Origin of the sequence: Conyzicola nivalis, assembly GCF_040548875.1 — a bacterium.
GTDB lineage: Bacteria > Actinomycetota > Actinomycetes > Actinomycetales > Microbacteriaceae > Conyzicola > Conyzicola nivalis_A.
In genome coordinates this window covers 269823-295573 of sequence record NZ_JBEPSJ010000004.1, presented here as the reverse complement: position 1 = coordinate 295573, position 25751 = coordinate 269823, and the positions used below count along the sequence as shown (strand labels likewise).

At 70.4% G+C, this 25751-nt stretch carries 28 protein-coding genes and 1 pseudogene; 13 read left to right on the top strand and 16 right to left on the bottom strand.

Features of this window, described 5'->3' with window-relative positions:
* Positions 1–33: 33 nt before the first annotated feature.
* Positions 34–2739, bottom strand: coding sequence for a beta-glucosidase (locus tag ABIE21_RS15870; RefSeq protein WP_354025819.1), 2706 nt, complete (start codon positions 2737–2739; stop codon positions 34–36).
* 211 nt (positions 2740–2950) lie between these two features.
* On the opposite strand from ABIE21_RS15870, the gene ABIE21_RS15865 reads away from it, so the two are divergent.
* The 7 genes from ABIE21_RS15865 (at position 2951) to ABIE21_RS15835 (ending at position 11448) form a co-directional block, all read left to right on the top strand.
* A complete protein-coding gene (locus ABIE21_RS15865) occupies positions 2951–4723 on the top strand; it encodes a hypothetical protein (RefSeq protein WP_354025818.1) in 1773 nt (590 codons plus the stop codon).
* A gap of 147 nt (positions 4724–4870) precedes the next feature.
* Positions 4871–5182, top strand: coding sequence for a hypothetical protein (locus tag ABIE21_RS15860; RefSeq protein WP_354025817.1), 312 nt, complete (start codon positions 4871–4873; stop codon positions 5180–5182).
* Between the two features lie 9 nt (positions 5183–5191).
* Positions 5192–5878, top strand: coding sequence for a hypothetical protein (locus ABIE21_RS15855; protein WP_354025816.1), 687 nt, complete (start codon positions 5192–5194; stop codon positions 5876–5878).
* Positions 5878–7215, top strand: a complete 1338-nt coding sequence (locus tag ABIE21_RS15850) for a hypothetical protein (RefSeq protein WP_354025815.1) — start codon at positions 5878–5880, stop codon at positions 7213–7215. Before ABIE21_RS15855 ends, ABIE21_RS15850 begins: the two co-directional genes overlap by 1 nt.
* Positions 7212–8876, top strand: a complete 1665-nt coding sequence (locus ABIE21_RS15845) for a hypothetical protein (protein WP_354025814.1) — start codon at positions 7212–7214, stop codon at positions 8874–8876. The genes ABIE21_RS15850 and ABIE21_RS15845 overlap by 4 nt, the downstream gene beginning before the upstream one ends.
* Positions 8873–10321: an ATP/GTP-binding protein gene (locus ABIE21_RS15840; protein WP_354025813.1), complete on the top strand. Its 1449-nt coding sequence runs from the start codon at positions 8873–8875 to the stop codon at positions 10319–10321. Before ABIE21_RS15845 ends, ABIE21_RS15840 begins: the two co-directional genes overlap by 4 nt.
* A gap of 2 nt (positions 10322–10323) precedes the next feature.
* A complete protein-coding gene (locus ABIE21_RS15835) occupies positions 10324–11448 on the top strand; it encodes a hypothetical protein (RefSeq protein WP_354025812.1) in 1125 nt (374 codons plus the stop codon).
* A gap of 5 nt (positions 11449–11453) precedes the next feature.
* Here the strand turns inward: ABIE21_RS15835 and ykgO are convergent.
* Positions 11454–11574: pseudogene (ykgO, locus tag ABIE21_RS15830) on the bottom strand (type B 50S ribosomal protein L36).
* Positions 11575–11607: 33 nt separating this feature from the next.
* Here ykgO and ABIE21_RS15825 point away from each other — a divergent pair.
* The 3 genes from ABIE21_RS15825 to ABIE21_RS15815 all read left to right on the top strand — a co-directional run bounded on the left by ABIE21_RS15825 (position 11608) and on the right by ABIE21_RS15815 (position 12815).
* Positions 11608–11937 carry a DHCW motif cupin fold protein gene (locus tag ABIE21_RS15825; protein WP_354025811.1) on the top strand — a complete coding sequence of 110 codons (330 nt, stop codon included), beginning with the start codon at positions 11608–11610 and terminating at the stop codon, positions 11935–11937.
* Positions 11930–12373: a MepB family protein gene (locus ABIE21_RS15820; protein WP_354025810.1), complete on the top strand. Its 444-nt coding sequence runs from the start codon at positions 11930–11932 to the stop codon at positions 12371–12373. The genes ABIE21_RS15825 and ABIE21_RS15820 overlap by 8 nt, the downstream gene beginning before the upstream one ends.
* A gap of 64 nt (positions 12374–12437) precedes the next feature.
* Positions 12438–12815, top strand: a complete 378-nt coding sequence (locus ABIE21_RS15815) for a DUF2255 family protein (protein WP_354025809.1) — start codon at positions 12438–12440, stop codon at positions 12813–12815.
* A gap of 25 nt (positions 12816–12840) precedes the next feature.
* Here the strand turns inward: ABIE21_RS15815 and ABIE21_RS15810 are convergent, their stop codons facing one another.
* Both ABIE21_RS15810 and ABIE21_RS15805 read right to left on the bottom strand, forming a co-directional pair.
* Positions 12841–13566: an IclR family transcriptional regulator domain-containing protein gene (locus tag ABIE21_RS15810; protein ID WP_354025808.1), complete on the bottom strand. Its 726-nt coding sequence runs from the start codon at positions 13564–13566 to the stop codon at positions 12841–12843.
* A gap of 9 nt (positions 13567–13575) precedes the next feature.
* Positions 13576–14742, bottom strand: coding sequence for a thiolase family protein (locus ABIE21_RS15805; RefSeq protein ID WP_354025807.1), 1167 nt, complete (start codon positions 14740–14742; stop codon positions 13576–13578).
* Positions 14743–14838: 96 nt separating this feature from the next.
* Here ABIE21_RS15805 and ABIE21_RS15800 point away from each other — a divergent pair, with 96 nt between their 5' ends.
* Together ABIE21_RS15800 and ABIE21_RS15795 are read left to right on the top strand one after the other, a co-directional pair.
* Positions 14839–15621, top strand: coding sequence for a CoA transferase subunit A (locus tag ABIE21_RS15800; RefSeq protein WP_354025806.1), 783 nt, complete (start codon positions 14839–14841; stop codon positions 15619–15621).
* Complete coding sequence (locus ABIE21_RS15795; protein WP_354025805.1) at positions 15621–16259, top strand: CoA transferase subunit B; 639 nt, start codon at positions 15621–15623, stop codon at positions 16257–16259. The genes ABIE21_RS15800 and ABIE21_RS15795 overlap by 1 nt, the downstream gene beginning before the upstream one ends.
* On the opposite strand, the gene pcaC is transcribed toward ABIE21_RS15795, so the two are convergent.
* The 8 genes from pcaC to ABIE21_RS15755 all read right to left on the bottom strand — a co-directional run bounded on the left by pcaC (position 16256) and on the right by ABIE21_RS15755 (position 21701).
* The gene (gene pcaC, locus ABIE21_RS15790) at positions 16256–16630 is read right to left on the bottom strand and encodes a 4-carboxymuconolactone decarboxylase (protein WP_354025804.1); all 375 of its coding nucleotides are present in this window, start codon (positions 16628–16630) and stop codon (positions 16256–16258) included. The two genes, ABIE21_RS15795 and pcaC, sit on opposite strands and share 4 nt — an antisense overlap.
* Positions 16627–17403 carry an alpha/beta fold hydrolase gene (locus ABIE21_RS15785; protein ID WP_354025803.1) on the bottom strand — a complete coding sequence of 259 codons (777 nt, stop codon included), beginning with the start codon at positions 17401–17403 and terminating at the stop codon, positions 16627–16629. Before ABIE21_RS15785 ends, pcaC begins: the two co-directional genes overlap by 4 nt.
* A complete protein-coding gene (locus tag ABIE21_RS15780; RefSeq protein WP_354025802.1) occupies positions 17400–18626 on the bottom strand; it encodes a lyase family protein in 1227 nt (408 codons plus the stop codon). Before ABIE21_RS15780 ends, ABIE21_RS15785 begins: the two co-directional genes overlap by 4 nt.
* Positions 18613–19137 (bottom strand): protocatechuate 3,4-dioxygenase subunit alpha, encoded by a 525-nt coding sequence (pcaG, locus tag ABIE21_RS15775; protein ID WP_354025801.1) that lies wholly within the window; start codon positions 19135–19137, stop codon positions 18613–18615. Before pcaG ends, ABIE21_RS15780 begins: the two co-directional genes overlap by 14 nt.
* Complete coding sequence (pcaH, locus tag ABIE21_RS15770) at positions 19134–19907, bottom strand: protocatechuate 3,4-dioxygenase subunit beta (RefSeq protein ID WP_354025800.1); 774 nt, start codon at positions 19905–19907, stop codon at positions 19134–19136. Before pcaH ends, pcaG begins: the two co-directional genes overlap by 4 nt.
* Before the next feature lie 76 nt (positions 19908–19983).
* The gene (locus tag ABIE21_RS15765) at positions 19984–20205 is read right to left on the bottom strand and encodes a hypothetical protein (protein WP_354025799.1); all 222 of its coding nucleotides are present in this window, start codon (positions 20203–20205) and stop codon (positions 19984–19986) included.
* Between the two features lie 12 nt (positions 20206–20217).
* Positions 20218–20616: a PPOX class F420-dependent oxidoreductase gene (locus ABIE21_RS15760; protein ID WP_354025798.1), complete on the bottom strand. Its 399-nt coding sequence runs from the start codon at positions 20614–20616 to the stop codon at positions 20218–20220.
* Between the two features lie 17 nt (positions 20617–20633).
* Positions 20634–21701: an SDR family NAD(P)-dependent oxidoreductase gene (locus tag ABIE21_RS15755; RefSeq protein WP_354025797.1), complete on the bottom strand. Its 1068-nt coding sequence runs from the start codon at positions 21699–21701 to the stop codon at positions 20634–20636.
* A gap of 90 nt (positions 21702–21791) precedes the next feature.
* Here ABIE21_RS15755 and ABIE21_RS15750 point away from each other — a divergent pair, with 90 nt between their 5' ends.
* A complete protein-coding gene (locus ABIE21_RS15750; protein ID WP_354025796.1) occupies positions 21792–22382 on the top strand; it encodes a DUF1992 domain-containing protein in 591 nt (196 codons plus the stop codon).
* A gap of 12 nt (positions 22383–22394) precedes the next feature.
* Here the strand turns inward: ABIE21_RS15750 and dhaK are convergent, their stop codons facing one another.
* From dhaK to ABIE21_RS15730, 4 genes are read right to left on the bottom strand one after another with little or no spacing between them, the layout of a single operon-like run.
* Positions 22395–23390 (bottom strand): dihydroxyacetone kinase subunit DhaK, encoded by a 996-nt coding sequence (gene dhaK / locus ABIE21_RS15745; protein WP_354025795.1) that lies wholly within the window; start codon positions 23388–23390, stop codon positions 22395–22397.
* Positions 23391–23428: 38 nt separating this feature from the next.
* A complete protein-coding gene (gene dhaL, locus ABIE21_RS15740) occupies positions 23429–24079 on the bottom strand; it encodes a dihydroxyacetone kinase subunit DhaL (RefSeq protein ID WP_354025794.1) in 651 nt (216 codons plus the stop codon).
* Positions 24076–24867, bottom strand: a complete 792-nt coding sequence (locus tag ABIE21_RS15735) for an HAD-IA family hydrolase (RefSeq protein ID WP_354025793.1) — start codon at positions 24865–24867, stop codon at positions 24076–24078. The genes dhaL and ABIE21_RS15735 overlap by 4 nt, the downstream gene beginning before the upstream one ends.
* 1 nt (position 24868) lies before the next feature.
* Positions 24869–25729, bottom strand: coding sequence for a class II fructose-bisphosphate aldolase (locus tag ABIE21_RS15730; protein WP_354025792.1), 861 nt, complete (start codon positions 25727–25729; stop codon positions 24869–24871).
* Positions 25730–25751 lie beyond the last annotated feature (22 nt).

The window sequence follows — 25751 nt, the reverse complement described above, 5'->3', positions numbered from 1 at the left end:
ATGGGCGGCGGCGGCATGCGGCCGGTCGGCGGGTCAGTTCCTCACCCGCACCGCCCCGGCCAGTTCGACGTCGACGGCGGAACGTCCGACGTAGACGGCGACCTGACCCGTGGGCACGACCCACTCGTTCGCCTCGGCGTCCCAGTACGAGAAGTCACGCCGGTCGAGCGTGATCCTCACCTGCTGGCGGTCGCCGGCGCCCAGGTCGACCTTCGCGAAGCCCGCGAGCTTCAGCGGCGGTGAACCGACGTTGCCGGGTAGCGGGCCCAGGTAGACCTGCACGACCTCGGTGCCGTCGCGGTCGCCGGTGTTGGACAGCCGCACCCGTACGTCGACGGTGTCGTCGCCCCCGGTCACGCGGATGTTGTTGCCCACCCGCAGCCTGTCCATCGAGAAGTCGGTGTACGACAGGCCGTGGCCGAACGCGAACAGCGGATCGACGTTGCCGGCGAGGTAGCCGCGGTAGCCGACGTTGACTCCCTCGGTGAACTCCACGTCGATGTCGTCGAGCCACGGGTTCAGCACGCCGGGAGGCAACTGGTCCTCGCTCTGCGGGTACGACACCGGGAGGTGTCCGGACGGGTCCTCGTCGCCGAACAGGATCGAGGCGAGGGCGTTGCCCTCCTCCTGGCCGCCGTAGTAGCTCTGCAGCACCGACGGCACCTGGTCGAGCCAGGGCATCGTCACCGCCCCTCCGCTGGCGAGCACCACGATGGTGTTCGGGTTGGCCGCCCTGACCTCGCGGATCAGCTGATCGGCGTTCTGCGGCAGCTTCAGGGAGACACGGTCACGCTCCTCGCCCTCGTACGTGCGCACGTACACGACGGCGACGTCGGAGCTCTCGGCGGCCTGCGCCGCCTCGCGCACCGACGGGGGGACCGAGTCTTCCGGCGTAGACCACTCCAGCAGGAACGTGCCGGGCTGGAGGGGGACCAGCGGATGATTCTGCGAGTACTCGACCCGGAGGCTGTACTCCTGTCCCGCTTGGAGCTCCAGTGGCGCAGAGCGCACATCCTGGCGTCCGTCCTGTCCGACCATCTCTACGACCAGCTGGTCGTCGAGCCAGACGCGCGCGTCGCCCCAGCCGGTGCCTCCGAGCGTGTAGCTGCCAGTGCTCGGCGCGACAAGCGAGCCGGTGTAGCGCACCGACTGGTCGCCGGTGCCCGCCGGACTCAGGCCGGCGAGGATCGGAGTCGGCGGCGTCTGGAACGCGATCAGGTTCGCGAACGCGGGGGAGGCGGTGAATCCGGTGTCGTAGAGCACCTGCCCCTCGTTGCGGGTGAGCCCGACGGCTCCGCTCCAGTCGGCGTTCGGGAAGTACCGGGCGGTCAGGCCGTCACCGATCCCACGCTCGGGCCGCAGCACCGACGACGGGATCGCCGTCATGTCGGCCGGCTCGATCATCGTCGCGCCGTGAACCGGGTCGTTGCCCTGCTCGTAACGCACCTCCGCGCCGATCTCACGGCCTCTGGCCCGCATGGCGTCGAGCAGCGAGACCTCGTAGGTCGGCAGCACGTATGCCGAACCGCCGAGCGCGCCGGGGATGGTCGCGTCGGCGCCGATGACGGCGATCGAGTCCACCTCCTCCGCGTTGAGCGGCAGGGCCTGGTCGTCGTTCTTGAGGAGGGTGATCGCGTCCTCTTCGACCTCGCGAGCTATTGCACCGTTTTCGGCGACGGGGATCGCCGTGGGTGTGTAGTCGTTGTCGAAGATGCCGAACGTGAACATCGTGCGCAGGATCCTCAGCACCGACCGGTCGACCAGGTCTTCGGAGACCCGGCCCTCCTGCACCGCGGCCAGCAGCGCGTCGCCGTAGAAGATGTCGAGTCCGGTCTCCATGTCGAGGCCCGCCTCGATCGAGCCCTCGGTGGAGTGACTGGCGCCGAAGTCGGTCAGCACGAAGCCTTCGAAGCCCAGCTGCTGGCGCAATATCTCGTCGAGCAGGAGCGGACTCTCGCACGCGTAGACCCCGTTGACCTTGTTGAAGGCGCACATCACGGAGCCGAGATCGGCGTCGCGGATCGCGGCCTCGTACGCGGCGGTGTGCACCTCGCGCAGGGTGCGCTCATCGGTGATCACGTTCTGACCGGTTCCGCGGAACGTCTCCTGGGTGTACGCGGCGTAGTGCTTCAGGTTGGCGATCACGCCGCGCTCCTGAACCGACTGTACGAAGGGCACGACCATGGCCGAGTTGAGCTCCGGGTCTTCGCTGGCCGACTCGGCCTGGCGGCCCCAGAACGGATTGCGGGTAGGGTCGGAGTTGGGGCCGAGCAGCAGCTCGTGTCCGGTCTGTCGTGCTTCGTCTCCCACCACCCCCGCGTAGTCGCGGGCCCGCTGCGGGTCCCAGGTCGCGGCGAGCGCCAGGTTCGCGGGCATGGCCGTCGCGGTGTCTGCCGTCTCCGGCAACAACCACCCGCGTGCCGCGATACCCGCAGTCGCGTCGGCCATGCTCAGCTCGGGAATCCCCAGCCGTTCGATCGGGGCGTTGTAGAAAGCGGCCGGGGCTTCGCCCTGGTCGCCGGTCATCAGCTCGACCTTCTCCTCGAGCGTCATCGCCTGCAACAGCAGGGCCGCGCGTTGGTCTCCGTTCAGGGAGGTGTCCATCCACGGATCGTCGACTACGACGGCGGCCGCGGAGGTGGTCGGCAGAGCGGTGATGATGAGAGCGGCGGCTGCCGCTCCGACGACGACGCGGGCGCCCATGGCCCGCGAGCGTGAGTACTGGATTGGAGATTTCATGAGCCCTCCACATTGAGGACGGAACCCGCGACCGCTCGCACCCACCTGGGCCGATGAATCGGCGCGGTTTGGATACCTCCCTGTCGTACTCTCCCTCCGCAGAGGTGTCAATGCAATCTGCGAAAGTGCTTCACGCTCTTCTTCTCGCGCGCGACCGGGTGTGGCAGAATCGGCTCACCGGGGAGGCCGACGGTCGAGGAGCGTGGTGCCCGTGGTTGCGAATCGAGCCGGCCGTGTCGGGCTCGCGGCGCTCGCCGTCGTGCTGATCGGCGTCGTCATGGCCGTCGCGCTCGTCGTCGCGGGGCGTCCCTCGGAGACGCCTGAGCCCGAGTCATCCGCCCCGCCCGACTTCGGACCCAACGTGACCATTCTCGACCCGTCGATGGACGGCGAGACGATCCGGCGACGCGTCGACGAGATCTTCGCGGCGCAGCAGACGAACCAGTTCGGCGAGCGGCGCGACGCCGTGCTGTTCGCTCCGGGCGAGTACGACGTGACGGTCGACGTGGGCTTCAACACCTCGGTGCTCGGTCTGGGGCTGGCGCCCGACGATGTGACGATCAACGGCCAGGTGCGCGTCGACGCCGAGTGGTTCGACGGCAACGCGACCCAGAACTTCTGGCGGTCGGTCGAGAACCTGGCCATCGTCCCTGCCGACGGCGTCAACCGGTGGGCGGTGGCCCAGGCCGCTCCCATGCGCCGCGTGCACGTGCGCGGCGGGCTCGACCTGTACCCGAGCGGTTCCGGCTGGGCGAGCGGCGGCTATATCGCCGACTCGAGGATCGACGGCCGGGTGGCATCCGGCTCCCAGCAGCAGTGGTTCTCGCGCGACAGCGAGTTCGGAAGCTGGGACGGGTCGTCGTGGAACATGGTCTTCTCCGGCGTGCGCGGCGCGCCGCCGCAGACCTTCCCGAACCCGCCGTTCACCGTGCTCGACGCCACTCCCGTGTCGCGTGAGAAGCCGTTCCTCTACGTCGACGACGACGGCGCGTACCGGGTGTTCCTGCCCGACCCGAGGTGGGACTCGGCCGGCGCGAGCTGGACGGGCGGCGAGACAGCCGGCCGGTCGCTCTCGATCGATCGCTTCTTCGTCGCCAGGCCCGGCGACGGCGCCGAACGCATCAACGCAGCGCTCGACGAGGGGAAGCACCTGTTCCTCACCCCGGGGGTGTACCGCCTCGACGAGACGATCCGCGTCGACCGGGCCGACACGGTCGTCCTCGGGATCGGCCTTCCCACGCTCGTTCCCGAGAACGGCGTCGATGCGATGGCGGTTGCCGACGTCGGGGGCGTGCGCCTCGCCGGCTTCCTCATCGACGCCGGCACCGAGAACAGCGACGTGCTGCTCACGATCGGCGACGAGCGGTCGAACGCCGCGCACGAGGCCAACCCGACCAGCGTGCACGACGTCTTCTTCCGCATCGGCGGCGCCCACGCCGGTCGGGCGACCACCAGCCTCGTGGTCAACAGCGCCGACGTCATCGTCGACCACATCTGGGCCTGGCGGGCCGACCACGGCGACGGGGTCGGCTGGCAGACCAACACCGCCGACACCGGCGTCGTCGTCGACGGCGCGAACGTCGTGGCCACCGGGCTGTTCGTCGAGCACTACCAGAAGCACCAGGTGGTGTGGAACGGCGAGAACGGCAGAACGGTCTTCTTCCAGAACGAGATGCCGTACGACCCTCCCGACCAGCAGGCGTGGCGAGACGGCGACTCCGACGGCTATGCGGCCTACAAGGTCGGCGACGACGTCGCCGCACACGAGCTGTGGGGCGCCGGCAGCTACTGCTTTTTCAGTGCCAACCCGTCGGTGAGAGCGTCGCGTGCATTCGAGGCTCCTGATGCCCCGGGCGTGAGGCTGCACGGACTCGTGACGGTCTCGCTCGGCGGCAACGGCACCATCGGCAACGTCGTGAATTCGACGGGCGCGACGGTCGGCCCCGAGTGGACCGGCCCGAGCACGGTGGCAAACTACCCCTGATCGGCGGCACAGTATTCGCCAGTGACATTTGCCGCGCACGGGTTTACTCTGCCTGAAGAGGTCAGAACACCCCGCACGCGGGGATGGGAGCACCGATTCTCACCCCACTTCCGGCTTCTGCCGGGCGACCACGAGGAGGTGCAGTCGGTGCGTCACATCCAGAGCTTCCTGCAGTCCATCGACAATCCCCTCGACGGAATCGTGCCCGACTTCAGCGTGTTCGGCGTCGAGTTCACCGAGCTGTGGCAGAAGCTCATCGCGGCGATCTGGGGCATCTGCATCGTCATCGGCGTCGTCGTGCTGCTGCTCGGGATCACCCGCATGGGCAGCGCGTCCAACGCGCAGAACCCGAACGAGTACAGGATCGCCCGTCTGCGGGTCACCTGGGCGGCGCTCTCGCTCGGGATGATCGCGGCGATCAGCGTCATCGTCGGTGCGATCCTGGCCCTGTTCGGATAGGCGGCCGCAGTGAGTGCCGCTCCGCAGAAGTCGCGACTCCGCAGCCGCTGGGCGATCGGGGCGCTGATCGTGGTGGTGGTCGCGGCGGTCGTCGTGATCGCGGTCCGGGTGTACTCGTCTGACTCGGGCCCGGGCGCCACGGGCGGCGCCGACCCGACCGCGCCGCAATCGCCGGCGCCGGTCGAGTCCGGCGCCGCGGCGGTCACCGGATGCCTCGGGGGAGAGCAACGCGACGCGGCGATGGTGCGCGCCGCCCAGGACTCCGCCGACCAGAGCGAGATGGGCGCCGTCGAGGTCGCGGCGGCGTTCGTGCGCTGGATCAACCAGTACCCCTACCCCGCCGACGCGGAGCAGGTTCAGCAGTCGGCGCTCTCGGCCGAGGCCCCCACCCGCGACCTCGTCGCGTTCTTCGACACCGAACCCGACCTCTCCGGCGGCCTCGTGCCCCAGGAGGAGCCGTACTGGCTGTCGACCGTCTCGGGCGTCTACTTCGTCGAGTCGGCCGCCCCCGAGGCGGTCACCGCGTCGATCGGCACGGCCCTCGTGAGAGACGGCGAGCTGAGCCCGTCGCTCAAGGGCTCGATCACGGTCACCGTCTCATGGGAAGACGGGCGGTGGACGTTCGTGCGGTCGGAGGGGACCCGCACCACAGAAGACCTGTTCGCGATCGGCACGCCGTTCAGCGGGGGATGCTGATGCCCAGGTTCGAGACTGACCCCGACGTCGAGCCGGAGTTCGACGAGCCCGTCGACGAGCCAGGGTTCGGCGACGAGAGCGACGGCATCGGCAGCATCGTCGGCGGGCTCGGCGACGTGGTGAACAGCCCGCCCGGCGGGGTCTCGTACATGTCCGACCCGTGGGGGAACACCTTCGAGATGCTGCAGGATGCCGCGGCGGGACTGAGCGGCGACGTGCTGCCGGCGCTGACCGCGGCGACGCTCCCCGACCTCAGCGCCGACTGGTTCATCAGCGCATACCGCGTCTCGTTCGCCACGGCGATCTTCGTCGCCGTCGCGCTGCTCTTCCCCCAGTTCATCCGAACGGCCCGCGGCCGCCAGTCGGGGCGGGAGCTGGTCGACTCGCTCGGACTGTACTTCGGCACGTTCCTGCTCGGCGCGACGTTCGGACCCGCCGCGGGGATCATGCTCGTGACCTTCTTCCAGTCGCTCTCCGACGTCTTCGTGACCTGGGGCGTGCAAGACTCCGTCGATGCGGTGATCGACCAGTTCCAGTCGATGATCACCGACGCCGATCCCGACCAGATCGCCGGCGGCATGCCGATCGCGGTGCTCGTCATGCTGGGCATGCTCGTCGGGCTGTTCCTCGTGCTGCTGATGCTCGTCATGCAGTTCGTCACCCTGTACTTCACCGGCGTGCTGATACCGCTCGGGCTGGTCTGGATCATCGACCCCACCCGGCGGTCGTTCGGGCTGCGCCTCGTCGGGCTGTGGGTGGGGCTCCTCGCCGCCCAGCCCCTGCTGTTCTTCCTGCTCGGGTTCGGGTTCAGCATGATGGCCAACGCCACAGCGGCGTTCGGCGCCGACCAGGCGCTGCGCACCCTGGTCGAACTGCTGGTCGCCGTCATCGCCCTGTTCGTCGCCGCGCTCTCGCCGCTGCTGCTGCTGAGACTCGCGCCGTCGATCCCGATCCTCATCGGCGGCACGGTCGGACCGTCGGCGATGGGGAGCGTGATCGGGGCGGGCAACGTCTCGGATGCCACCGACCGCCTCGGCCAACGCGCCGCGTCGCCGGACGGCGTGTCCAGGGCCTTGGTGTTCGACTCGCAGCGCGACTACGACTCGTCGGTCATCGGCGAGCAGCCGAGGGCGGTGGCCGCGCTGTCCGACGCTGCGGCCTCCCGCTCGGCCACGGCCACCGCGGTCGCCGAGCGGGAGAGTGCGGGGCGGGCACGGGGCAAGAGGCCGTCGGTGCCGGTGATCACGAACGCCAAGCACTCCACCTCGAAGTCCGCCGGCAGGGCGGGCGGCGCCGTCGACGACGACACCACCATCGGCAGGGGTGGTGACTCGTGACCGACACCAGCAGGGCCGTCGTGCGCTACCTCGGCGGGGAGACCGGGCACCGTTCGTTCTTCGGCGGCACCCACTCCAGATCGCGGGTCGCGATGCTCGCCCTCTTCATCGCCGCGGGGATCGTGCTGACGCCGCTCATCGGGTGGCCGGGGCTGGCGGTCGGCGCCGTCGGCTGTGGGATCACCCTGCTCGTCACCGCGAGGACTCACCGCGGGTCGGTCGTGGAGCGGCGCCGAAAGAGCCAGCGCTGGAGAAGCCGCCAGCGCGACGGAACCCATGAGTTCGCCCCGTACTCCGACGAGGAGTGGGAACGCGCACTGCAGGAGGTGAAGGACGCGCGGTCAGGGAAGAGACGCGGTCGGAAGTCGGCGAAGACCGCGGCACGCCGGAGACTCGTCGCCCTGCGGGCACACCCCGACGGCGCCGACGGGATGGGCTGGCTGCAGCACGCCAGAGAAGAGCCGGGCATCGCCTGGCACGCCCCCGCAGGCGAAGACGACTACCTCTCCGTCACCTTCTCGGTCACCGGACAGCTGCGCGGAATCGAGTCCACGGCGGTCATGACCCGAGCCGCCGAGGGGTGGGGACACTTCCTCGCCGGGCGCGCGCCGCACTCGTCGCTCGTCGGAAACGTGCAGACGCTCACTCGCGTGCTGCCCGCAGACAGTGCCATGCAGCAGTTCTGGGTGCTGAACAGCCTCGACGACGACGTCCCGGCCGACGCCGTGGCCTCCTACGAGGAGGTGCTCCGGCTCACCGGTGAAGACGCCATGGTGCAGCGGCACTTCGTCACCGTCAGCTGGCCGATCACGCCGTCGTTCACCGACGCCGCGGCCAGGTTCGGGCAGGGCCGCGACGGCTGGCGGGCGCTGATGAAGCAGGAGATCGATGCGACCGTGCGGGGGCTGACGGATGCGCGGCTCGGACACGTCGACGCCCTGACCGCGCGGCAGACGGCCGCCGTCATCCTGCACCAGCAGGACCCGTCGCGCCCCATCGACTACGTGTCCGACGTCGACCCGGCCGTGCTGGGTGTCGCATCGCACGACGAGTTCTCGGCCCACGTCGTGCACGGCGCCGAGCAGGTCGACGGCGAGCCCGTGCGGTGGTGGCACCGCACGGCCGCGATCACGGCCGACGCGCTCGTCACCGCGCCGCGCACCCAGCTGTGGGTGCTCGACCTGCTCATCGGCAACGACCTGCAGTTCATCCGTTCGGTCTCGTTCCACATCGGCCTCGTGCCTGCGGCGGAGGCGAAGGTCGCGGCGCGGCAGGACGTCGTGCGTGACGCGGCCGAGACCCTCGCCCGACGCGAGGCCGGCAAGATCAGCGCCGACGACACCGAGGCCGCCATGTCCGCGGCGAACCGGCGGCGCTTCGACCTCGTCTCCGGCTCGCACCACCACGGCGCGACATGGGTCGGCTACGTGACGATCTCGGTCACGAGCCGCGACGCCCTCGCGCGTGCCTCGCGCCAGCTCGAAGACACCTGCTCGACCTCGCTCGGCATAGAACGGCTCGACTGGCTCGACTCCTACCAAGCAGCCGCCTCGGGGACGACGTGGCCTATCGGGCGCGGAATCGCCCGAGGCAGTCGCTCGCTCTCGAGCCGGATGTACTCCCGCCTCGCCGGAAAGTCGCAGAAGGAGGCGATCTCGTGACCGGCAATCAGACACCGTCGCGCATCTGGTCGCTGCCCGGGCTGCGCGGCATCGCACCGCCCGCCACGGTCCCGCCCGCCGAGTCGCCTCCAGACGACGTCGAGATCTCGCCCTGGCCGACGAAGGGCACACGACTGCGCACCCGGTCGCGGGCGGCGAGGGCAGGGTTCTACGCACCCTCGCTCATCGGAGCGCCGACGACCACCCGGCAGGCCGAGATCCTCAACACCGCGATCATCGGCCCGCCGACCGGCACCCGCGGGGTGGTGTCGGGTCGCGACATCCTCTCCCGTACCCCCATCGCCCACGACCCGGTGACGGCCTACAACTCGATCCCGCGCGAGGTGTCGAGCCCGAACGTGATCATCATGGGCGACGTCGGTGCGGGCAAGAGCACGCACACCAAGGCCAACCAGGTGCTCCGACCGCTGCTGCTGAAGAACCGGCGCTGCGTCGTGTTCGACAAGAAAGACCAGGGCGGCGAGGGCGAGTACTCCGGCGTCGCCAGGCACTACGGGTACGAGCCGATCCGGTTCACCGCCGACAGCAGCGGCACCAAGCTCAACCTCCTCGACCCCGTCATCATGCGCGGCACCGGCATCAAGGGGCAGGGGCGGCTGCTGAACATCGTCACCCGTCTCGCCCGCGGCGACCACGCCCTCAACGAGTGGGAGGAGGAGGCGCTGCGGGCGGCCCTGCGCCGCACCGTCGACGGCACAACCGGGAGGGCGCCCGTGCTCGCCGACGTGCTGCCGAACCTCGGCCGCATCGCCGACGACCGCGACTACATCGCACTGTCGTCGGCGGCGCGCGACGAGCTCCACCGCGCCGGGCTGTCGGTGCGCTGGACCCTCAACGGTCTGCTCGACGAGTACGGGGGACTGCTCGACGGCGAGACCTCGAGCACCGTCGACCTGCGCGGCAAGCTCACCGCCTTCGACATCTCCCAGCTGCGCGACGACGGCCCCGCCGTGCCGGTCGTGATGGCGATCGGCAACATGTGGATGCTCGGGCGCCTGCGCGACGAGCGCGGGTACGCCACCACGGTCGTCTATGAGGAGGGATGGCACATGGTGGGCGGCCCGTCGGCGCAGCTGATCAAGGCCAACCAGAAGCTGTCGCGCGGGCTGGGCATCTCGAACGTCTTCGTGATGCACAAGGGAAGCGACATCCCCCGGGACTCCGCCGGCATGGCGGTCATCCAGGAGGCCCAGACGGTGTGCATCTACCGGCAGTCCCGGCCAGAAGACGCTCTCTGGTGCCAGCGCACCTTCGGCCTCGCGCCCGAGACGGCGCAGACGATCGAACGGCTGCAGGACGGCCACTACATCTTCAAGTACGGCTCGCACCCCGAGACCCACGTGCAGCACATCCTCTCGTCGTGGGAGGCGGAAGTGAGCAACACCGACGAGGGCCTAGCCGCGTCGGAGAGCGAACGCGGCTGACCGTGTCCGCGCGTAGGGCGATCGTGGCGAGCGGCGTGGCGCTGCTGACCGTCGTCGCCGTTGTGGCCGCCATGGTCGTGCTGTCGTCGGGAACCGGGACGGTCACGTCGTCGCGCGGCACCGGATGCGGCACCGGGACCGTCGACCCTGCGATCGTCGCCCGGGCCGACTTCGCGGTGGGCGCGTTCGAGGGCGAGCAGCTCGTCAACGCGGCGGAGGTCATGAACGCCGCCACCGACGCCGGGCTGCCGCAGCGGGCGCAGGTGATCGGCGTGATGACGGCCATCGGAGAGTCGTCGCTGCGCAACCTCACCTACGGCGACGACATCTACGGCGTCACCAACCCCGACGGCTCGCTGACCTCGTCGGTCGGGTTGTTCCAGCAGCAGTCGTGGTGGGGGAGTCGCTCGACCCGCCTCGACCCGTACCAGTCGGCCCTGCTGTTCTTCCAGCGCCTCGGCGAGGTTCCGGGCTGGGAGTCGCTGCCGCCCACCGCCGCCGCCCACGCGGTGCAGCGCAATGCCGACCCCGACCACTACACCCGCTTCTTCGAACCGGCCGCGCGCATTGTGCAGACGCTCACCGTCGCGGCCGGCGGCAGCGACTGCCCGATCTCGGTCGACGACCGTGTGCTGGCGCAGGAGCTCGTCGTGCACGCCGACGACGGCAGCCTCCGCGGCCTCGTGCCCGACCACGTCAGGCAGATCAGGTGGATCGCCAACGGCGACCGGGTGCCCGGCTGCGGGATCGACACCCGCATCCTGCAGATCATGGTCATCGCCGTGCGCTACTTCGACGAGGTGGGGGTGAGCAGCATCAACCGCAACTGCACCGCCGAACTGCTCGGGGCCGGCGCCGAGTCGTGGCACTACAAGGACGGCGGCGGGCGAGCCGTCGACTTCTTCAGCCTCGACGGCGTCGCGCTCACCGGCGCCGACGCCCGGTCGCTCAGGCTCATCGGCCTGCTCGACCCGAGCATGCCCGAGGGCAGCCGGGTCGGACAGGCGCAGTGCCGCAGCGCCGCGGGCATCACCCTGGCTCTGTCGCGGTGGACCGACATCGCCGACGGCTGCGACCACCTGCACATCGACGTCGGCGAGGCCGTCGACGACCTCCTGGTGAACTGAGCGGCTCAACCCTGACGCGCCTTCATGCGCGGGTTCCGCTTGTTGATGACGAAGGTGCGGCCGCGACGACGCACGATCTGCGAGCCGGGCACCGTCGTGAGCCTTGAGTGAGTTGCGGACCTTTATGGCCCGGCGGGCGTCGTCTTGTAGGCTGCGCGAATGAACCTCGCCGGGCATCCGTTCTCCACCATCGACTGGAGCGGCCTCGAAACGACGGTGCACGCGGGTGAGAGCGGGGAGGCTCTCTGGCGCAGGGTAGAGATCGGCGACGTGCGCTTGCGCATGGTCGAGTACACACCCGGATATCTCGCCGACCACTGGTGCACCCGCGGGCACGTGCTGCTGGTGCTCGACGGCGAGCTGCGCACCGAGCTCGGCGACGGCCGGGTCAGCGTGCTCACGGCGGGGCAGAGCTACCAGATCGGCACCGACATGGAGCCGCACCGCTCGAGCACCTCGACCGGCGCGCGACTGTTCGTCGTTGACTGAGATCAGCGTGCGGCCCGACGTCTCGGCGGCGATGGCGGAGTTCGGGTGCTCCTCGCCGCTTGTCGAGCCCGACAACGCCGAGTACGGTGCTGTCCTTAGTCGATCGGACGCCGGACCGGTGCGCCTGCGGGTAGCCAAGGTGACCCCCACGAAGGTCGGGCTGTTCGTGACGGTGTGGGAGCGCGCCGACGACGGCTCGACCCGCCCGTTCCCGAGCGACGACGGAGTCGACCTACTCGTCGTCGTCGTGCGCGAGGGAGAGAGCGTCGGCCGGTTCGCGTTCCCGAAGACCGCCCTCGTCGAGCACGGCATCGTCTCGGTCGACGGGGTCGGAGGCAAGCGCGGCTTCCGCGTCTATCCGCCGTGGTCGCAGACCGCGAACCCGCAGGCGAGGCGTACACAGGGGTGGCAGGTGGGGTTCTTCGCGACGCGCTAGACCTCGACGCGCGATTCCCGGCGGCGGCCTCGACGAAGTATCCGTGGGGGACGACACTGGAACCATGACCTCATGGAGCGAGCGCGAACTCGACAGTGTCGGCGCGGCCGAAGAGCTGCAGATCTCGTCCCGCCGCCGCGACGGAACGCTTCGCCCGTACGTCACGATCTGGGTCGTGCGGGTGGCGGACGACCTCTACGTGCGTTCCGCCTACGGCGCCTCCAACCCGTGGTTCGTGCGGGCGTCGGCGAGCGGCACCGGGCGGATCAGGGCGGGCGGCGTCGAGAGGGACGTCGAGTTCGCGGATGCCGCGGATGACACGCACTCCGCGATCGACGCCGCGTACCACGCGAAGTACGACCGCTACGGGGCCCGCATCGTGAACACCGTCGTCGGCCCGAACGCGGTCGACACCACGATCCGCCTGGTGCCGCAGGACTAGCGCTGCCGCCGGCTCCGAGTGGGGACTAGCCGGGGGCGCGCACGTGCGCGAACGCGGCGTCGATACGCCCCGCCGTCTCGAGCAGCGCGGGCAGGATCTCGCCGGTGAGCCGTTCGAGGGTCGCGCTCGACGTGGTGCTGGAGACGTTGATCGCGGCCACCACGGCGCCGTCGGCGCTGTGCAGGGGCGCGGCAACCGACCGGATGCCCCGCTCGAGCTCCTGGTCGACGAGAGCCCAGCCCTGCTCGCGCACGAGCGCGAGAGCCTCCCGGAGGTCGTCCGGCCACTCGGTATCCGGCTGCGCGGCGAGAAGCACCCGCCCCATCGACGTGACGCGGGCCGGAAACCGGGTGCCGATGGTGATGCCGACCGTCATGATGCGCCGCATCGGAACCCGCGCGACGTAGACGATCGCGTCGCCGTCGAGCACCGACGCAGAGGTCGACTCCTCGACCACCCGCGACAGCGCCTCGAGGTGCGGCTGCGCCACCTCGGGCAGCGACAGCGCGGAGAGGTAGCTGAATCCGAGCTCGAGAACGTGCGGGGTGAGTGCGAAGTGCTTGCCGTCGCCCGCCACGTAGCCCAGCTCGACGAGGGTGAGCAGAAAGCGGCGTGCCGTGGCGCGGGTGAGCTCGGCGCGGGCGGCGAGCTCGCTGAGCGTCATCCGCGGGTGGTCGGCGTCGAACGCGCGGATGACGGAGAGGCCGCGTGCGAGCGACTGCACGTACTGTCCGCTCGGCTCTGTGCTCATGTACCGAGGCTAGCGTTCGAGCACGACCGCCAGGCCCTGCCCCACGCCGATGCAGATCGCGGCGACCCCCACCCCGCCGCCGCGGCGCTTGAGCTCGTGGGCGAGGTGGCCGATGATGCGTCCGCCGGATGCGCCGAGCGGGTGGCCGATCGCGATCGCGCCGCCGTGCACGTTGACCTTCGCCGGGTCGAGGTCGGGCCAGAGACGCAGGCAGGCGAGAGACTGCGCGGCGAACGCCTCGTTCAGCTCGACGATGTCGACGTCGGCCCAGGTCTTGCCGGCGCGGGCGAGCGCCCGGTTCGCCGCCTCGACCGGGGCGATGCCGAAGACGTCGGGATCGTTGCCGTAGGAGCCGCGGCCGGTGATGCGGGCGAGCGGCTCGGCGTCGACCGCGTTCTCCGCGCCGATCAGCATCATCGACGCGCCGTCGTTGATCGGCGACGAGTTGCCCGCGGTGACCGTGCCGTCGTGGCGGAAGGCCGGTTTCAGGGTCGAGAGCGACTGCACCGAGGCATCCGGCCTTATGCCCTCGTCGCGCACGAGGTCGGTGCCGGGCACGGGGATCACCTCGGTGTACAGTCCGGCGTCCCACGCAACGGCAGCGTTGCGGTGGCTGAGTGCCGAGAACGCGTCCTGCTCCTCGCGTGAGATATCGAAGCGGTCGGCGAGCAGTTCGGCGGTCTCGCCGTTCGACACCGTCCACTCCGCGGGCAGCGCCGGGTTGGTCATCCGCCAGCCGATGGTCGTCGTGTGCATCGTCTCCGACCCGCTCGCGTACGGACGTTCCGGCTTCAGCATCACCCACGGGGCTCGGCTCATCGACTCCACGCCGCCCGCAACCACGAGCCGTGCGTCGCCCGCCTCGATCGCGCGGCTGGCCTGGATCGCGCTCTCGACGCTCGATCCGCAGAGGCGGTTGACGGTGACGCCGGGCACGGATGTCGGCAGGCCGGCGAGGAGGACGGCCATCCGGGCGACGTCGCGGTTGTCCTCGCCCGCCTGGTTGGCGTCGCCGAGGATCACGTCGTCGATGAGCGCCGGGTCGAGGTCGGGGTGCCGGTCGAGCAGGGAGCGCAGGGAATGCGCTGCCAGGTCGTCGGGCCGCACGCCGGCGAGGGACCTGCCGTGGCGCCCGAACGGCGTGCGCACGGCGTCGAAGACGAAACTCGCGGTCATGCTGACTCCCTCACTGATCCCATTGAATGGAAACCGCCCGTTGTGCGCGATGTGAACGACTGTTCTAATGGTGATCGTAACACGAGGGGATATGGCATGGACAAGACAGTGCAGTGGGCCGCCGCCGCGGTCGCCGACATACCCGACGGCGCCACGCTCGCGGTGGGCGGATTCGGCCTCGTCGGGGTTCCGATCACGCTCATCCGCGCCATCCTCGACCAGGGCGCGTCGCGGCTGGAGGTGGTCTCGAACAACTGCGGCGTCGACGGCTGGGGCCTCGGCGTGCTGCTGTCGGAGGGCCGCATCCGACGCATCATCGCCTCGTATATCGGCGAGAACAAGGAGTTCGCGCGCCAGTACCTGGGCGGCGAGGTCGAGGTCGAGCTCACCCCGCAGGGCACACTCGCCGAGCGGCTGCGTGCGGGCGGCGTGGGGATCCCCGCCTTCTACACGCCGACCGGGATGGGCACGGTCGTCTCCGAGGGCGGGATGCCGTGGCGGTATGCGCCAGACGGCTCCGTGGCGATAGCGTCGCCCCCCAAACAGACTCAGGTGCTGCACTCGCTCGGCGAGCCGCGCGAGTACGTGCTGGAGCAGGCGATCCGCGCCGACTTCGGCCTGGTGCGCGCGGCGAAGGCCGACCGGCACGGCAACCTCGTATTCGAGAAGTCGGCGCGCAACTTCAACCCGCTCGCCGCGATGGCCGGCCGCATCACGATCGCCGAGGTCGACGAGATCGTCGAGCCGGGCCAGATCGACCCCGACGAGGTGCACCTCGCCGGCATCTACGTCGACCGCGTCGTGCAGTTGACACCCGAGCAGGCGGGCGAGCTGCCGATCGAGAAGACCACCGTGCGCACCCGTGGGGAGAACAACTGATGGCGCTGACGAGAGACGGGCTCGCGGCACGCGCTGCCCTCGAGCTGCGCGACAACACCTACGTCAATCTCGGCATCGGGCTGCCGACCCTGATCCCCAACCACCTGCCCCACGGTCTCACCGTCTTGCTGCACTCCGAGAACGGGATCCTCGGCGTCGGCCCGTACCCGTGGGAGGGAGAGGCCGACCCCAGGCTCATCAACGCGGGCAAGGAGACCGTGACGGTGCTTCCCGGCGCGTCGTACTTCGACTCGGCTGCGAGCTTCGGAATGATCCGCGGGGGCCGGGTCGCGACCGCGGTGCTCGGCGCCATGCAGGTCTCGGCCGCCGGCGACATCGCGAACTGGGCCGTGCCTGGAAAACTGGTCAAGGGCATGGGCGGCGCGATGGACCTCGTCTCCGGCGCCGAACGGGTGATCGTCGTGATGGAGCACGTCGCCAGAGACGGCTCGCCCAAACTGGTCCCCGAGTGCACCCTGCCGCTCACCGGTCGGGCGTGCGTCGACCGCATCATCACCGACCTCGCCGTCATCGACGTCACCCCCGACGGGCTCGTGCTGGTCGAGCTCGCACCCGGGGTCTCGGTCGACGAGGTCGTCGCCGCGACCGAGGCGCCGCTCGACGTGGCGCTCGGCTAACGCTCGCCGAGCAGCTCGTTCACGATCGAGAACGCGTGGTTGGCCGACGGCACTCCCGCGTAGACCGCGCTCTGCAGAACCACCTCCACGATCTCGTCGCGGGTGAGCCCGTTGGTGATCGCGGCGCGCACGTGCATCGCGAACTCCTCCCAGTGCCGCAGCGCGATGAGAGAGCTCAGCACGGCGATGCTGCGGTCGCGCCGCGCGAGGCCGGGGCGAGACCAGACCTCGCCCCAGGCGTAGCGGGTGATGAGGTTCTGGAATTCGGCGGTGACCTCGGTCGTCGCGGCGACCGCCCGGTCGACGTGCGCGTCGCCGAGCACCTCGCGGCGCACCTTCATGCCGGCGACGAACCGTTCGTCGTCGGTCATCGCGCCGCCTCGAAGAACCGCAGGAGAGCGGATGCCACGGCCTCTGGCTGATCGGCGGGCGCGAGATGCGCGGCCTCCGCGACCATGACGGCGCGTCCGTCGCGAACGCCCGAGGCGATCTCCTCGGCGTCCTCGCGACCGACCACGGGGTCGTGCTCGCCCCAGAGCGCGAGCACCGGGGCCGCGACGTTCGCCAGCAGGGGCCGCACGTTGTAGCTCGCGAGGGCCTCCGTGCACAGTGCGTAGCTCTCGTCGTCGGTGTCGGCCAGATCGTGCAACAGCCGGCCGGACACGACGGGGATGCGCCCTATCGAGCCGGGGGCGAACCAGCGGCCGGCCGCGTCGCCCACGAGTGCCGCGGTGCCGCGGGTGCGCACCAGCACCGCGCGGTCGAGCCACGCCTCGCGGGCGCCGATCTGAGCCCCCGAGCAGACGATCGCGGCCGACGCGACCCTGTCGGACGCGGCGAGCATGGCCTCGAGCCCGACGGCACCGCCGAGGGAGACCCCCGCGTAGTGGAAGGCCGTCTCGTCGAGGGCGCTGACCGCGTCGAGAACGGCGAGAGCGATCTCGCCCACCGTGAACGGGGCGCTCGCCGCGGGCGACGTGCCGTGCCCGGGGAGGTCGAACGAGCAGACGCGGAACGACTCCCGCAGGCGCGGACTCACCGTGTCCCAGAGCATCGTCGACGTGCCCAGCGACGAGCCCAGGACCAGCAGCGGGGAGCCGGGCGGTCCGGTCGGGCGGGTGATGGCGACGGAGGGGATGGTCATCTGCTTCTCCTGCTCAGTATCGCGTCGATGAGTTCGTTCGAGGCTCCGGTGTAGCCGGCGGGGTCGCCCGCCGTGCCCGACAGGGCGACTCGCTCGGCGAGGATGCCGTCGCCCGTGATGGCGAGGTTGGCGCGGGCCTTGTCGGCGTCGACGGTGAGGCCCGCCGTGAGCTCGGCGGCGAGGCCGGAGGCGCCGAGCGCGAGACGCAGCAGCTCGCGCAGCGTCGGCCACTCGGCGTGCCAGGCGCCGTCGGGGCGCTCGTCGACGGCGGATGCCGCGCAGGCGTGCAGCGTCGAGAGCAGGCCTGGTGCGCGCAGCGCCGTAGACCGGATGAGCACGCTGAGCACCGGATTGCGTTTCTGCGGCATGGCCGATGATCCGCCCCTGCCCGGTACCTCGGGCTCGGCGAGCTCGCCGATCTCGGTGCGGCTCATCGTGGCGACGTCGGCGGCGATGGTGCCGAGTGCGTCTGTGACCTCGGTCAGCGCGCCACCCAGCCGGGTCACCGGGGCGCGCGACGTGTGCCAGGAGTGGGAGCCGTCGAGGTCCAGCTCGGCGGCGAACAGGGCGGGCAGGCGCACGGCCGTCGCGGGGTCGGAAAGTTCGACGAGCGCGGCGAGCGTGCCCGACGCGCCGCCGAGCTGCGCGGGCAGGCGCACGGCGGCGAGGACGTCGCGGGCGTCCTGCACCGCGGCGAACCAGGTGGCGAAGCGCAGGCCCCAGGTGGTGGGAGTGCTGTGCTGGGTGAGCGTGCGGGCCGCGGCCGGCGTGCCGCGGTGCCGGTCGGCCAGCCCGGCGAGGGAGTCGGCGGTGGCGTCGAGCGAGGCGATCACAGCCGCGCGGGCCCGGTGCGCGGTGAGCATCAACGCCGTGTCGAGCACGTCCTGGCTGGTGGTGCCGCGGTGCACCCAGACCGCGACGTCGGCGGGCAGGCCGGCCCGCAGCCGGGAGAGGAGCGGGATCACCGGGTTGCCGCCGAGGTCCGACCGCCCGGCGATGTCGGCGGCGTCGAACACGGCCGACCCGGCCGCGGTGCGCGCAGCGCTCGTCGAGCCCGCCGGTGCTATCCCGGCGTCCTCGAGCACGCGCAGGTAGGCGAGCTCGACCTCGACGATGGCGCGCAGCACCGCAGAGTCGCCGACGACCCCGTCACGCCCGACGGTGGCCGGCGAGAGCAGGCCGACGTCGAAGGCGGCAGGGTCGGAGGGATCAGCGGAAGGCAAGGAAGACCGTCTCTCCGTCGCCCTGCATGTGGATGTCGCGGCGCAGTCCCGTCGGGGTGCGCTCCGCGACGAGGGTCGCTCGGCTCTCCTCGTCGAGGGCGGCGAGGAACGGGTCATCCGCCCGCTCTGGCAGGTAGAAGCGCGTGTGCAGCCTGTCCATGAGGCCGCGTGCGAAGAGGGCGACGGCGAAGAAGCCGCCGCCCGGCTCCACGGTGAAGAACTCGTACCCGCCGTCGTCTGTCGTGTGCACGCGGCCCCAGCCGGTGAACGTCTCGCCGTCACGGTGGAACGAGCCCTCGGCGGCGGGGACGGCGCCGCTCGCGTCGGTCTGCCAGATCTCGAGGAACGCGTCGGGGACCGGTTCGCCCGCGCCGTCGTACACGGTGCCGTAGAGACGCACCGAGCCGGGGCTGCCCTGGGGCACCAGATGCTCGCCGCCGGGAAACTCGACGCCGTAGCGGAAGAAGGGCCCGACCGTCTGGCCCGGTGTCGGCCGGGGGATGGCGCTCATGCCTCGCTCCCGTCCGGCTCGAACCAGGTGGCCCGCGCCCCCGTCAGCACGATGTCCCAACGGTAGCCCAGCGACCACTCCGACACCGAGGATTCGTGGTCGTAGCGGGAGACCAGCCGGTCACGGGCCGCCTGGTCGGGGATCGACTGGTAGATCGGGTCGAGCGGGAACAGCGGGTCGTTCGGGAAGTACATCTGCGTCACGAGACGCTGGGTGAAGGCCGTGCCGAAGACCGAGAAGTGGATGTGCGCGGGGCGCCACGCGTTCACGTGGTTCTTCCACGGGTAGGCACCCGGCTTCACCGTGGTGAACGAATATCCTCCGTCGTCGTCGGTGATGCAGCGGCCGGCCCCGGTGAAATTCGGGTCGAGCGGCGCCGGATGCTGGTCGCGCTGGTGGATGTAGCGGCCCGACGAGTTGGCCTGCCAGATCTCCACGAGCTGGTGCCGCACGGGGCGTCCCTCGCCGTCGAGTACCCGGCCGCTCACCGTCATCCGCTCGCCGAGGGGCTCGCCGGAGTGCTGGACGGTCAGGTCGGATTCGACCGCGGCGACGTCGCGCTGGCCGAACGCGGGGCTCACCAGCTCGATCGTCTCGGGGTCGACGAGCCTCGGGTTCTTCGTCGGATGCCGCAGGATGCTCGAGCGGTAGGGGGCGAAGTCGAGAAGGGGAGAGTCGAGGCGCGCGGCACCGGCCGCGACACGCGAGTCGTAGTACGCGTGCCGCTCGGCGATCTCTGCGCTGATGTCCGCCTGCGTCAATGGAGTCACGCGCCTAGGTTCCCAGCCCCTCAGGCGTAGGTCTAGCCGGGAATCCCACTCAGTGGAACAGCCGCCACCTGCGCGGTCAGCGGCGGCCGAGCATGCGCCGCAGCCGTGCGGCGAGGCGGGCGGTCCACTCGTCGGTGAACTCGTTCGAGAGCCGGAACGCCTCGGCGCCGGGCTGGGCGCCGTCGGCTATCGCCCGCACGGCGTCCTCGGCGCGCTTCCGGCGCGCGTCAGCACTCTCCTCGGGGCCGGGGCCCTCCTCGGGGCCTGGGCTCTCCTCGGGGCCTGGCGCGTCCGTCACGCTGGCAGGCGCCTACTCGGCGGGGGTGATACGCAGCATCACCCGGGGCTTGCGTCCCTTGTTGACGAGAGTCTCGATGATGGTCACGAGGTGGTACTCGAACCGGTACTTCCCGCGGATGATCCCGGTCACCCGCTCCTTGGTGGCGTCGTCGGCGTGGATGCGGGCGAAGCCGGCCGTGGTGGTCGCGCCGTCTGCCACCTTGCCCATGCGGTTGCTCGGCGCGAGCTCGACCCGGCCGCTGTTGCGCAGCCGCTTGACCTTACCGGTGTCCTGCGGCGTGGTGACGACGAGCGCGTCGCCGTCGCGGGCTATCCACACCGGCGTCGACACCCGCTCGCCCGACTTGCGGAACGTGGTGAGCGAGACGAATGACTCGTCGCCGAGGGCTGCGAAGGGGGAATCGGTCATGGAGCCAATCTACGTGGCTACGCCGCCGACCAGCCGCCGTCGGACGGGAGGACCACGCCGTTGACGTTGACACCGTCGTCGCTGAGCAGGAACGTGATGGATGCCGCGAGCGCGTCGCTCTCGACGGCGTCGGGCATCACGGCCATGCCGGAGCGGACCCGCTCGGCCCCGAGCGCCGAGGCGAAGGTCGCCTCGATGTTGGTGATCGTGGGGCCGGGGGCGACGGCGTTGACCCGGATGCCGCTCGGTCCGTACATGTACGCGGTGCTCTTGGTGAGCCCGGCCACGGCGTGCTTCGACGCCGTGTACGCCACTCCGGCTGCCGAGCCGCGGAGCGCGGCCTCCGAGGCGGTGTTCACGATCGAGCCCGCGCCCTGGGCGAGCATGGCGGGGATCACGGCCCGCATGAGCTTCATGGTGCCGTCGACGTTGATCGAGAACACCCGCTTCCAGACGGCGTCGGTGACCTCGCCGACCGGCGTCATGTCGTCCATGATGCCGGCGATGTTCGCGAGGCCGTCGATGCGGTCGCCCGCGGCGGCGACGATCGCGGCGACCGCGGCGTCGTCGGTGATGTCGGCGCGCACGGCGACGATGTCGGCGTCGGCGAACTCGGCGGCGAGCTCGTCGAGGCGCTCCTGCGAGATGTCGACGGCGATTACGCGTCCGCCCTCGCGGGCCACCCGCGACGCGGTGGCGCGGCCGATGCCCGAGCCGGCGCCGGTGACGATGACGGTCTTGCCGGAGAAGCGTCCGGAATCGATGCGTTCCACCCACTCGGGGCGTTCCGCCGCGGCATCCGCCGGGCTCTCCGGCACCGTCTCGGCGGGGATGTTGCCGCCGGCCGTCTCGGGAACGTCGCCCGCTTCCGCCCGAGCGACGAGCGTGTCGATCGTCTCCTGGCTGAACTGGCCCTTGCTGAGCTTCACGAGGCGCTTGATCGCGAGGCGACGAACGGGGCGCAGCGCGTCGGTGCTCTGTCCGGCCTGGGCGAGCAGGTCGCGGATGATCGGCCCGCCGACGGGGTGGTCGATCCAGGTGCCGACAGAGGAGTCGCCGGAGAGGGCGGTGGGTGAAGATGCCATGGGTGCAGTCTCTCGTCTCGGGAATACCGGACAACATTGTCCGGTATGTAACCCTACACCCGCCCGCACGGGTGTGCCTAGGCTTGTCCCATGGCGGGAAAGAAGGAACCCAGCGACTCCCGGTTGAACGTGGCGCGGTACCAGGTCGACCGGCTCGCGGCCGAGAGCGGCGACACAGAGGCGGATAACGCCGGCCAGCCGAGCATGGAGCAGCACGCACAGTACGTCGAGATCCAGATCCAGCAGGCCATGCGCCGCGGCGACTTCGACGACCTCCCCGGCGCGGGCAAGCCGCTGCGCAACCTCGACCAGGTGCACGACCCCGACTGGTGGATCAGGCAGAAGATCGAGAACGAGCGCATCACCGGGCTCGCGCCGCCGGCACTGACCCTGCGCACCGAGAGCGAGGGGCTCGAGGCGCGCATCGACGCCATGTACTCCGAGACGGCGGTGCGCGCGCTGCTCGGCGAGTTCAACACCCGGGTGATAGAGGCACGGAGACAGCTGAAGGGCGGGCCTCCCGTGGTGACGCCCACGCGGGACGTCGAGGCGGAGATCGGCGGATGGCGCGCGCGACGCACCGCCCGGCAACGCGCCGCGGCCGAGGCCGAGGAACGCGAGCGGGCCGAGCTCGCGGCGATGACGCGGCGCGAACGCCGACGGGCCATGCGCGGCCGCTGAACCCGGGACGGGTCAGAAGACGCGCACCGCCACCTCGGCCGGCGCGTCGAGCAGTTCCTCGATCTCGGCGTCGAGCTTCACCAGCGTGAGAGAGGCGCCCGCCATGTCGAGCGACGTGCAGTACTCGCCGACGTAGCTCCGGCTCACCGAGATGCCCTGCGCGGCCAGCTTCTCGTGGGCGATGCCGTACAGCAGGTAGAGCTCGCTGATCGGGGTGCCGCCGAGCCCGTTGATCATCAGCGCGACGTGTTCGCCCCGCTCGAAGGGCAGGTCGGGCACGACGGCCCCGAGAAACTCGTCGACGATCTCGTTCGCGGGCATCCACTTCGCCCGTCGGCGTCCCGGCTCGCCGTGGATGCCCACGCCGATCTCGATCTCGTCGTCGGCCAGCTCGAACAGCGGAGAGCCCTTCGCCGGCGGCGTGCACGCGGTGAGGGCGATGCCCAGCGTTCTCGTCACCGAGTTGACCTTCTCGCCGATGCGCACGAGCTCGTCGAGATCCGCTCCCGACTCGGCGGCGGCGCCGACCGCCTTCATCACGAAGAAGTTGCCCGCCACGCCTCGGCGGCCGACCGTCCAGGTGGAGTCCTTCACCGCGACGTCGTCGTCGATGAAGAGGGTGCGAACGTTCACCCCGTCGGCCTCGCTCATCTCCTGCGCCATCTCGAAGGCCATGCGGTCGCCGGTGTAGTTGTTGACGAGAAGCAGCACCCCCTTGGGGGAGGCCAGCAGCTTCGTCGTCTCGTAGACGTAGTCCGTCGGCGGCGCTGCGAACACGTCGCCCGGGCAGGCGGCGTCGAGCATGCCCCTGCCGACCACCATCACGTGGGCGGGTTCGTGACCGGAGCCCGAGCCCTGGATGATCGTGACCTTGTCGTCGCGGGGCGCGTCCGCCCTGTGGATGAGGTTGTACTCGGGCACGTAGCGCAGGGTGTCGGGGTTGGCCAGCGCGATGCCCTTGAGCATCTCGGGTACGAACTGCTGCGGGTCGTTGACGAACTTCTTCATTTCGTGTCTCCACATCGTTGTGCTTGCGGGTGGTGCGGCTAGTGGTCGTTTGCGGTCTGGTCGTTCCAGGTCTGGGCGAGGCGTTCCGCGAACACGGCGACGGCCACCGCCCCCGCGTCGGGCGAACCGATGCTGCGCTCGCCGGTGTAGCTCGCGCGCCCGCGCATGGCCTGCATCGAGGAGGTGGCGTCGGCCGCCGTCCGCGCGGCGACGGCCATCCTGTCCACCGCGGTGGCCGCGTCGTCTCCCGCCAGGAGCGACTGCTCCAGCGCGTCGACGGCCGGCACCAGGGCGTCGATCAAGGTCTTGTCGCCGACGTCGGAGTTGCCGCGCTTCTTGATTCCGTCGATTCCGGCCCGCAGAGCGGTGATCACCTCGTCGACCGTGGGTTCAGGCTTGCCGCGCAACCCGCCCCCCGCGCGCATGAACGCGGTTCCCCAGATCGGCCCGGAGGTTCCTCCGATGCGGCTCGAGATCGTCGTCGCCACCTTCACGGTGAACACCCCCGCGTCGTCACGGTCGAATTCGTCCCAGTGTGCGAGTACCTGCTCGAAGCCGCGGGCCAGCGAGTAGCCGAAGTCGCCGTCGCCGACCACGGAGTCGAGGTCGCCGAAATACTTCTCGTTCTCGACGGCGGTCTGGGCGACCGTGCGGATGACGAACTCGGCGGTGTCGAGGGCGGTGCTCATCGGGTCTCCTCCGGTCGTGGGGTGTCGAGCAGGGCGAGCAGATCGGACGCGGTGACGACGCCCGCGGGGCGCACCCCGGCCGCGGACGCGAGCACGTCGGCCTGCTCGCCGTCGGGGTCGCCGAGCGACGAGACGACGAGCGAGGCGCCGGTGAAGTCCTCCTCTGCCGTGTACGCGCTCACCGTGACCACGGTGCGGATGCCCGCGCCGAGCGCCGCGAGAAGCCCGTTGCGGCTGTCTTCGATCACGATCGCCTCGTCGGCGGTCGCTCCGAGCTCATGGAGCGCCAAGAGGTAGATGTCGGGCGCCGGCTTCTTCGCCGGCACGACGTCGCCGGCGAAGACGGCGAACCGCGACGCGGCGTCCCCTCCGACCGCGTGCTCGAGCACGGCCCGCACCGAGGGCTCCGCCGAGGTCGATGCGACCGCGAGAGTGAAGCCGAGGTCGGCGGCCTCGGCGCTGATGCGCGCGATGCCCGGCCGGGCCGGAAGCCGGCCGGAGGCAACCAGCTCCGTGTAGATCTCGGTCTTGCGGCGGTGCCACGCCGTGACCGTGTCGCGCTGCGCGCCCGGCTCGGTCGGCAGCCTGGCCGCTGCGACGAACTCGGGGGTCAGCAGGCTCGCCATGCGCTCCTTGCCGCCGCCGATGAGGACTTTCTGCGCGTAGTCGTCGTCGCTCCACCGCACCGGCAGCCCGAACTCGGCGAACGTCTGGTTGAAGGCGACCAGGTGCCCGAACCGCTCGGTGTCGGCCAGCACGCCGTCGCAGTCGAAGATCAGCGTCGGCACGTCACCACGCCCTGCCGGCGCTGCCGAACTTCGTGGCGAGCTCGACGGTGAGACCGCGCACGTCGGCCGCGACACTGCGGAACAGCGTCGGCGGGTCCCACTTGTCGCTCTCCTCGGCGACCCGTAGGTTCTCGAGCATCGACCTCATGAACAGGATCTTGAGCGCGGTCGAGATGTTCACCTTCGCGCACCCGCGGGCGATCAGGTCGGTGAACTGCTCGTCGGTCATGCCGCTGCCGCCGTGCAGGGCGATCGGAACGGGCTGTGCTTCGACGATGTCGCTCACGCGCTGGAAGTCGAGAATCGGCTCGTGCTTGTACACACCGTGGGCGTTGCCGATGGCCGGAGCGAAGACGTCCACGCCGGTTCGCCGGATGAAGTCGAGCGACACCTCGAGCGACTGGCGCCTGCCCTCGATGTCGGAGCCGTGGTCGTCTTCGACTCCGGTGATCGCCTCGATCTCGCCCTCGACGTGGGCGCCGTAGCCTCGGGCCTCGGCGACGACCTCGATGGTCTGCCGCAGGTTCTCCTCGACCGGCAGCTCGGACGCGTCGAAGAGCACCGAGTTCCAGCCGAGCGCGAGGCACTGTGAGATCACGGCCCGTTCGGGACAGTGGTCGAGGTGCAGTGTCACCGGCACCTCTATGCCTCGCGTCATGCTCTCCCACATCGCGTAGAGCACTCCGGCGCCGATCGACTTGACCGTCTTCACCGACGTCTGCACGATCACCGGGCTTCGCGCCTCGACCGCGCCGGACAGCACGTTCTCGAGAGTCAGGTCGTTGACGATGTTGATCGCGGGCACGCCGTACCTCTCGGCGAACGCCCGATCGACGATCTCCTTGAGTGTGACTACAGCCATCGCGACCTCCTCGCCGTAGGTC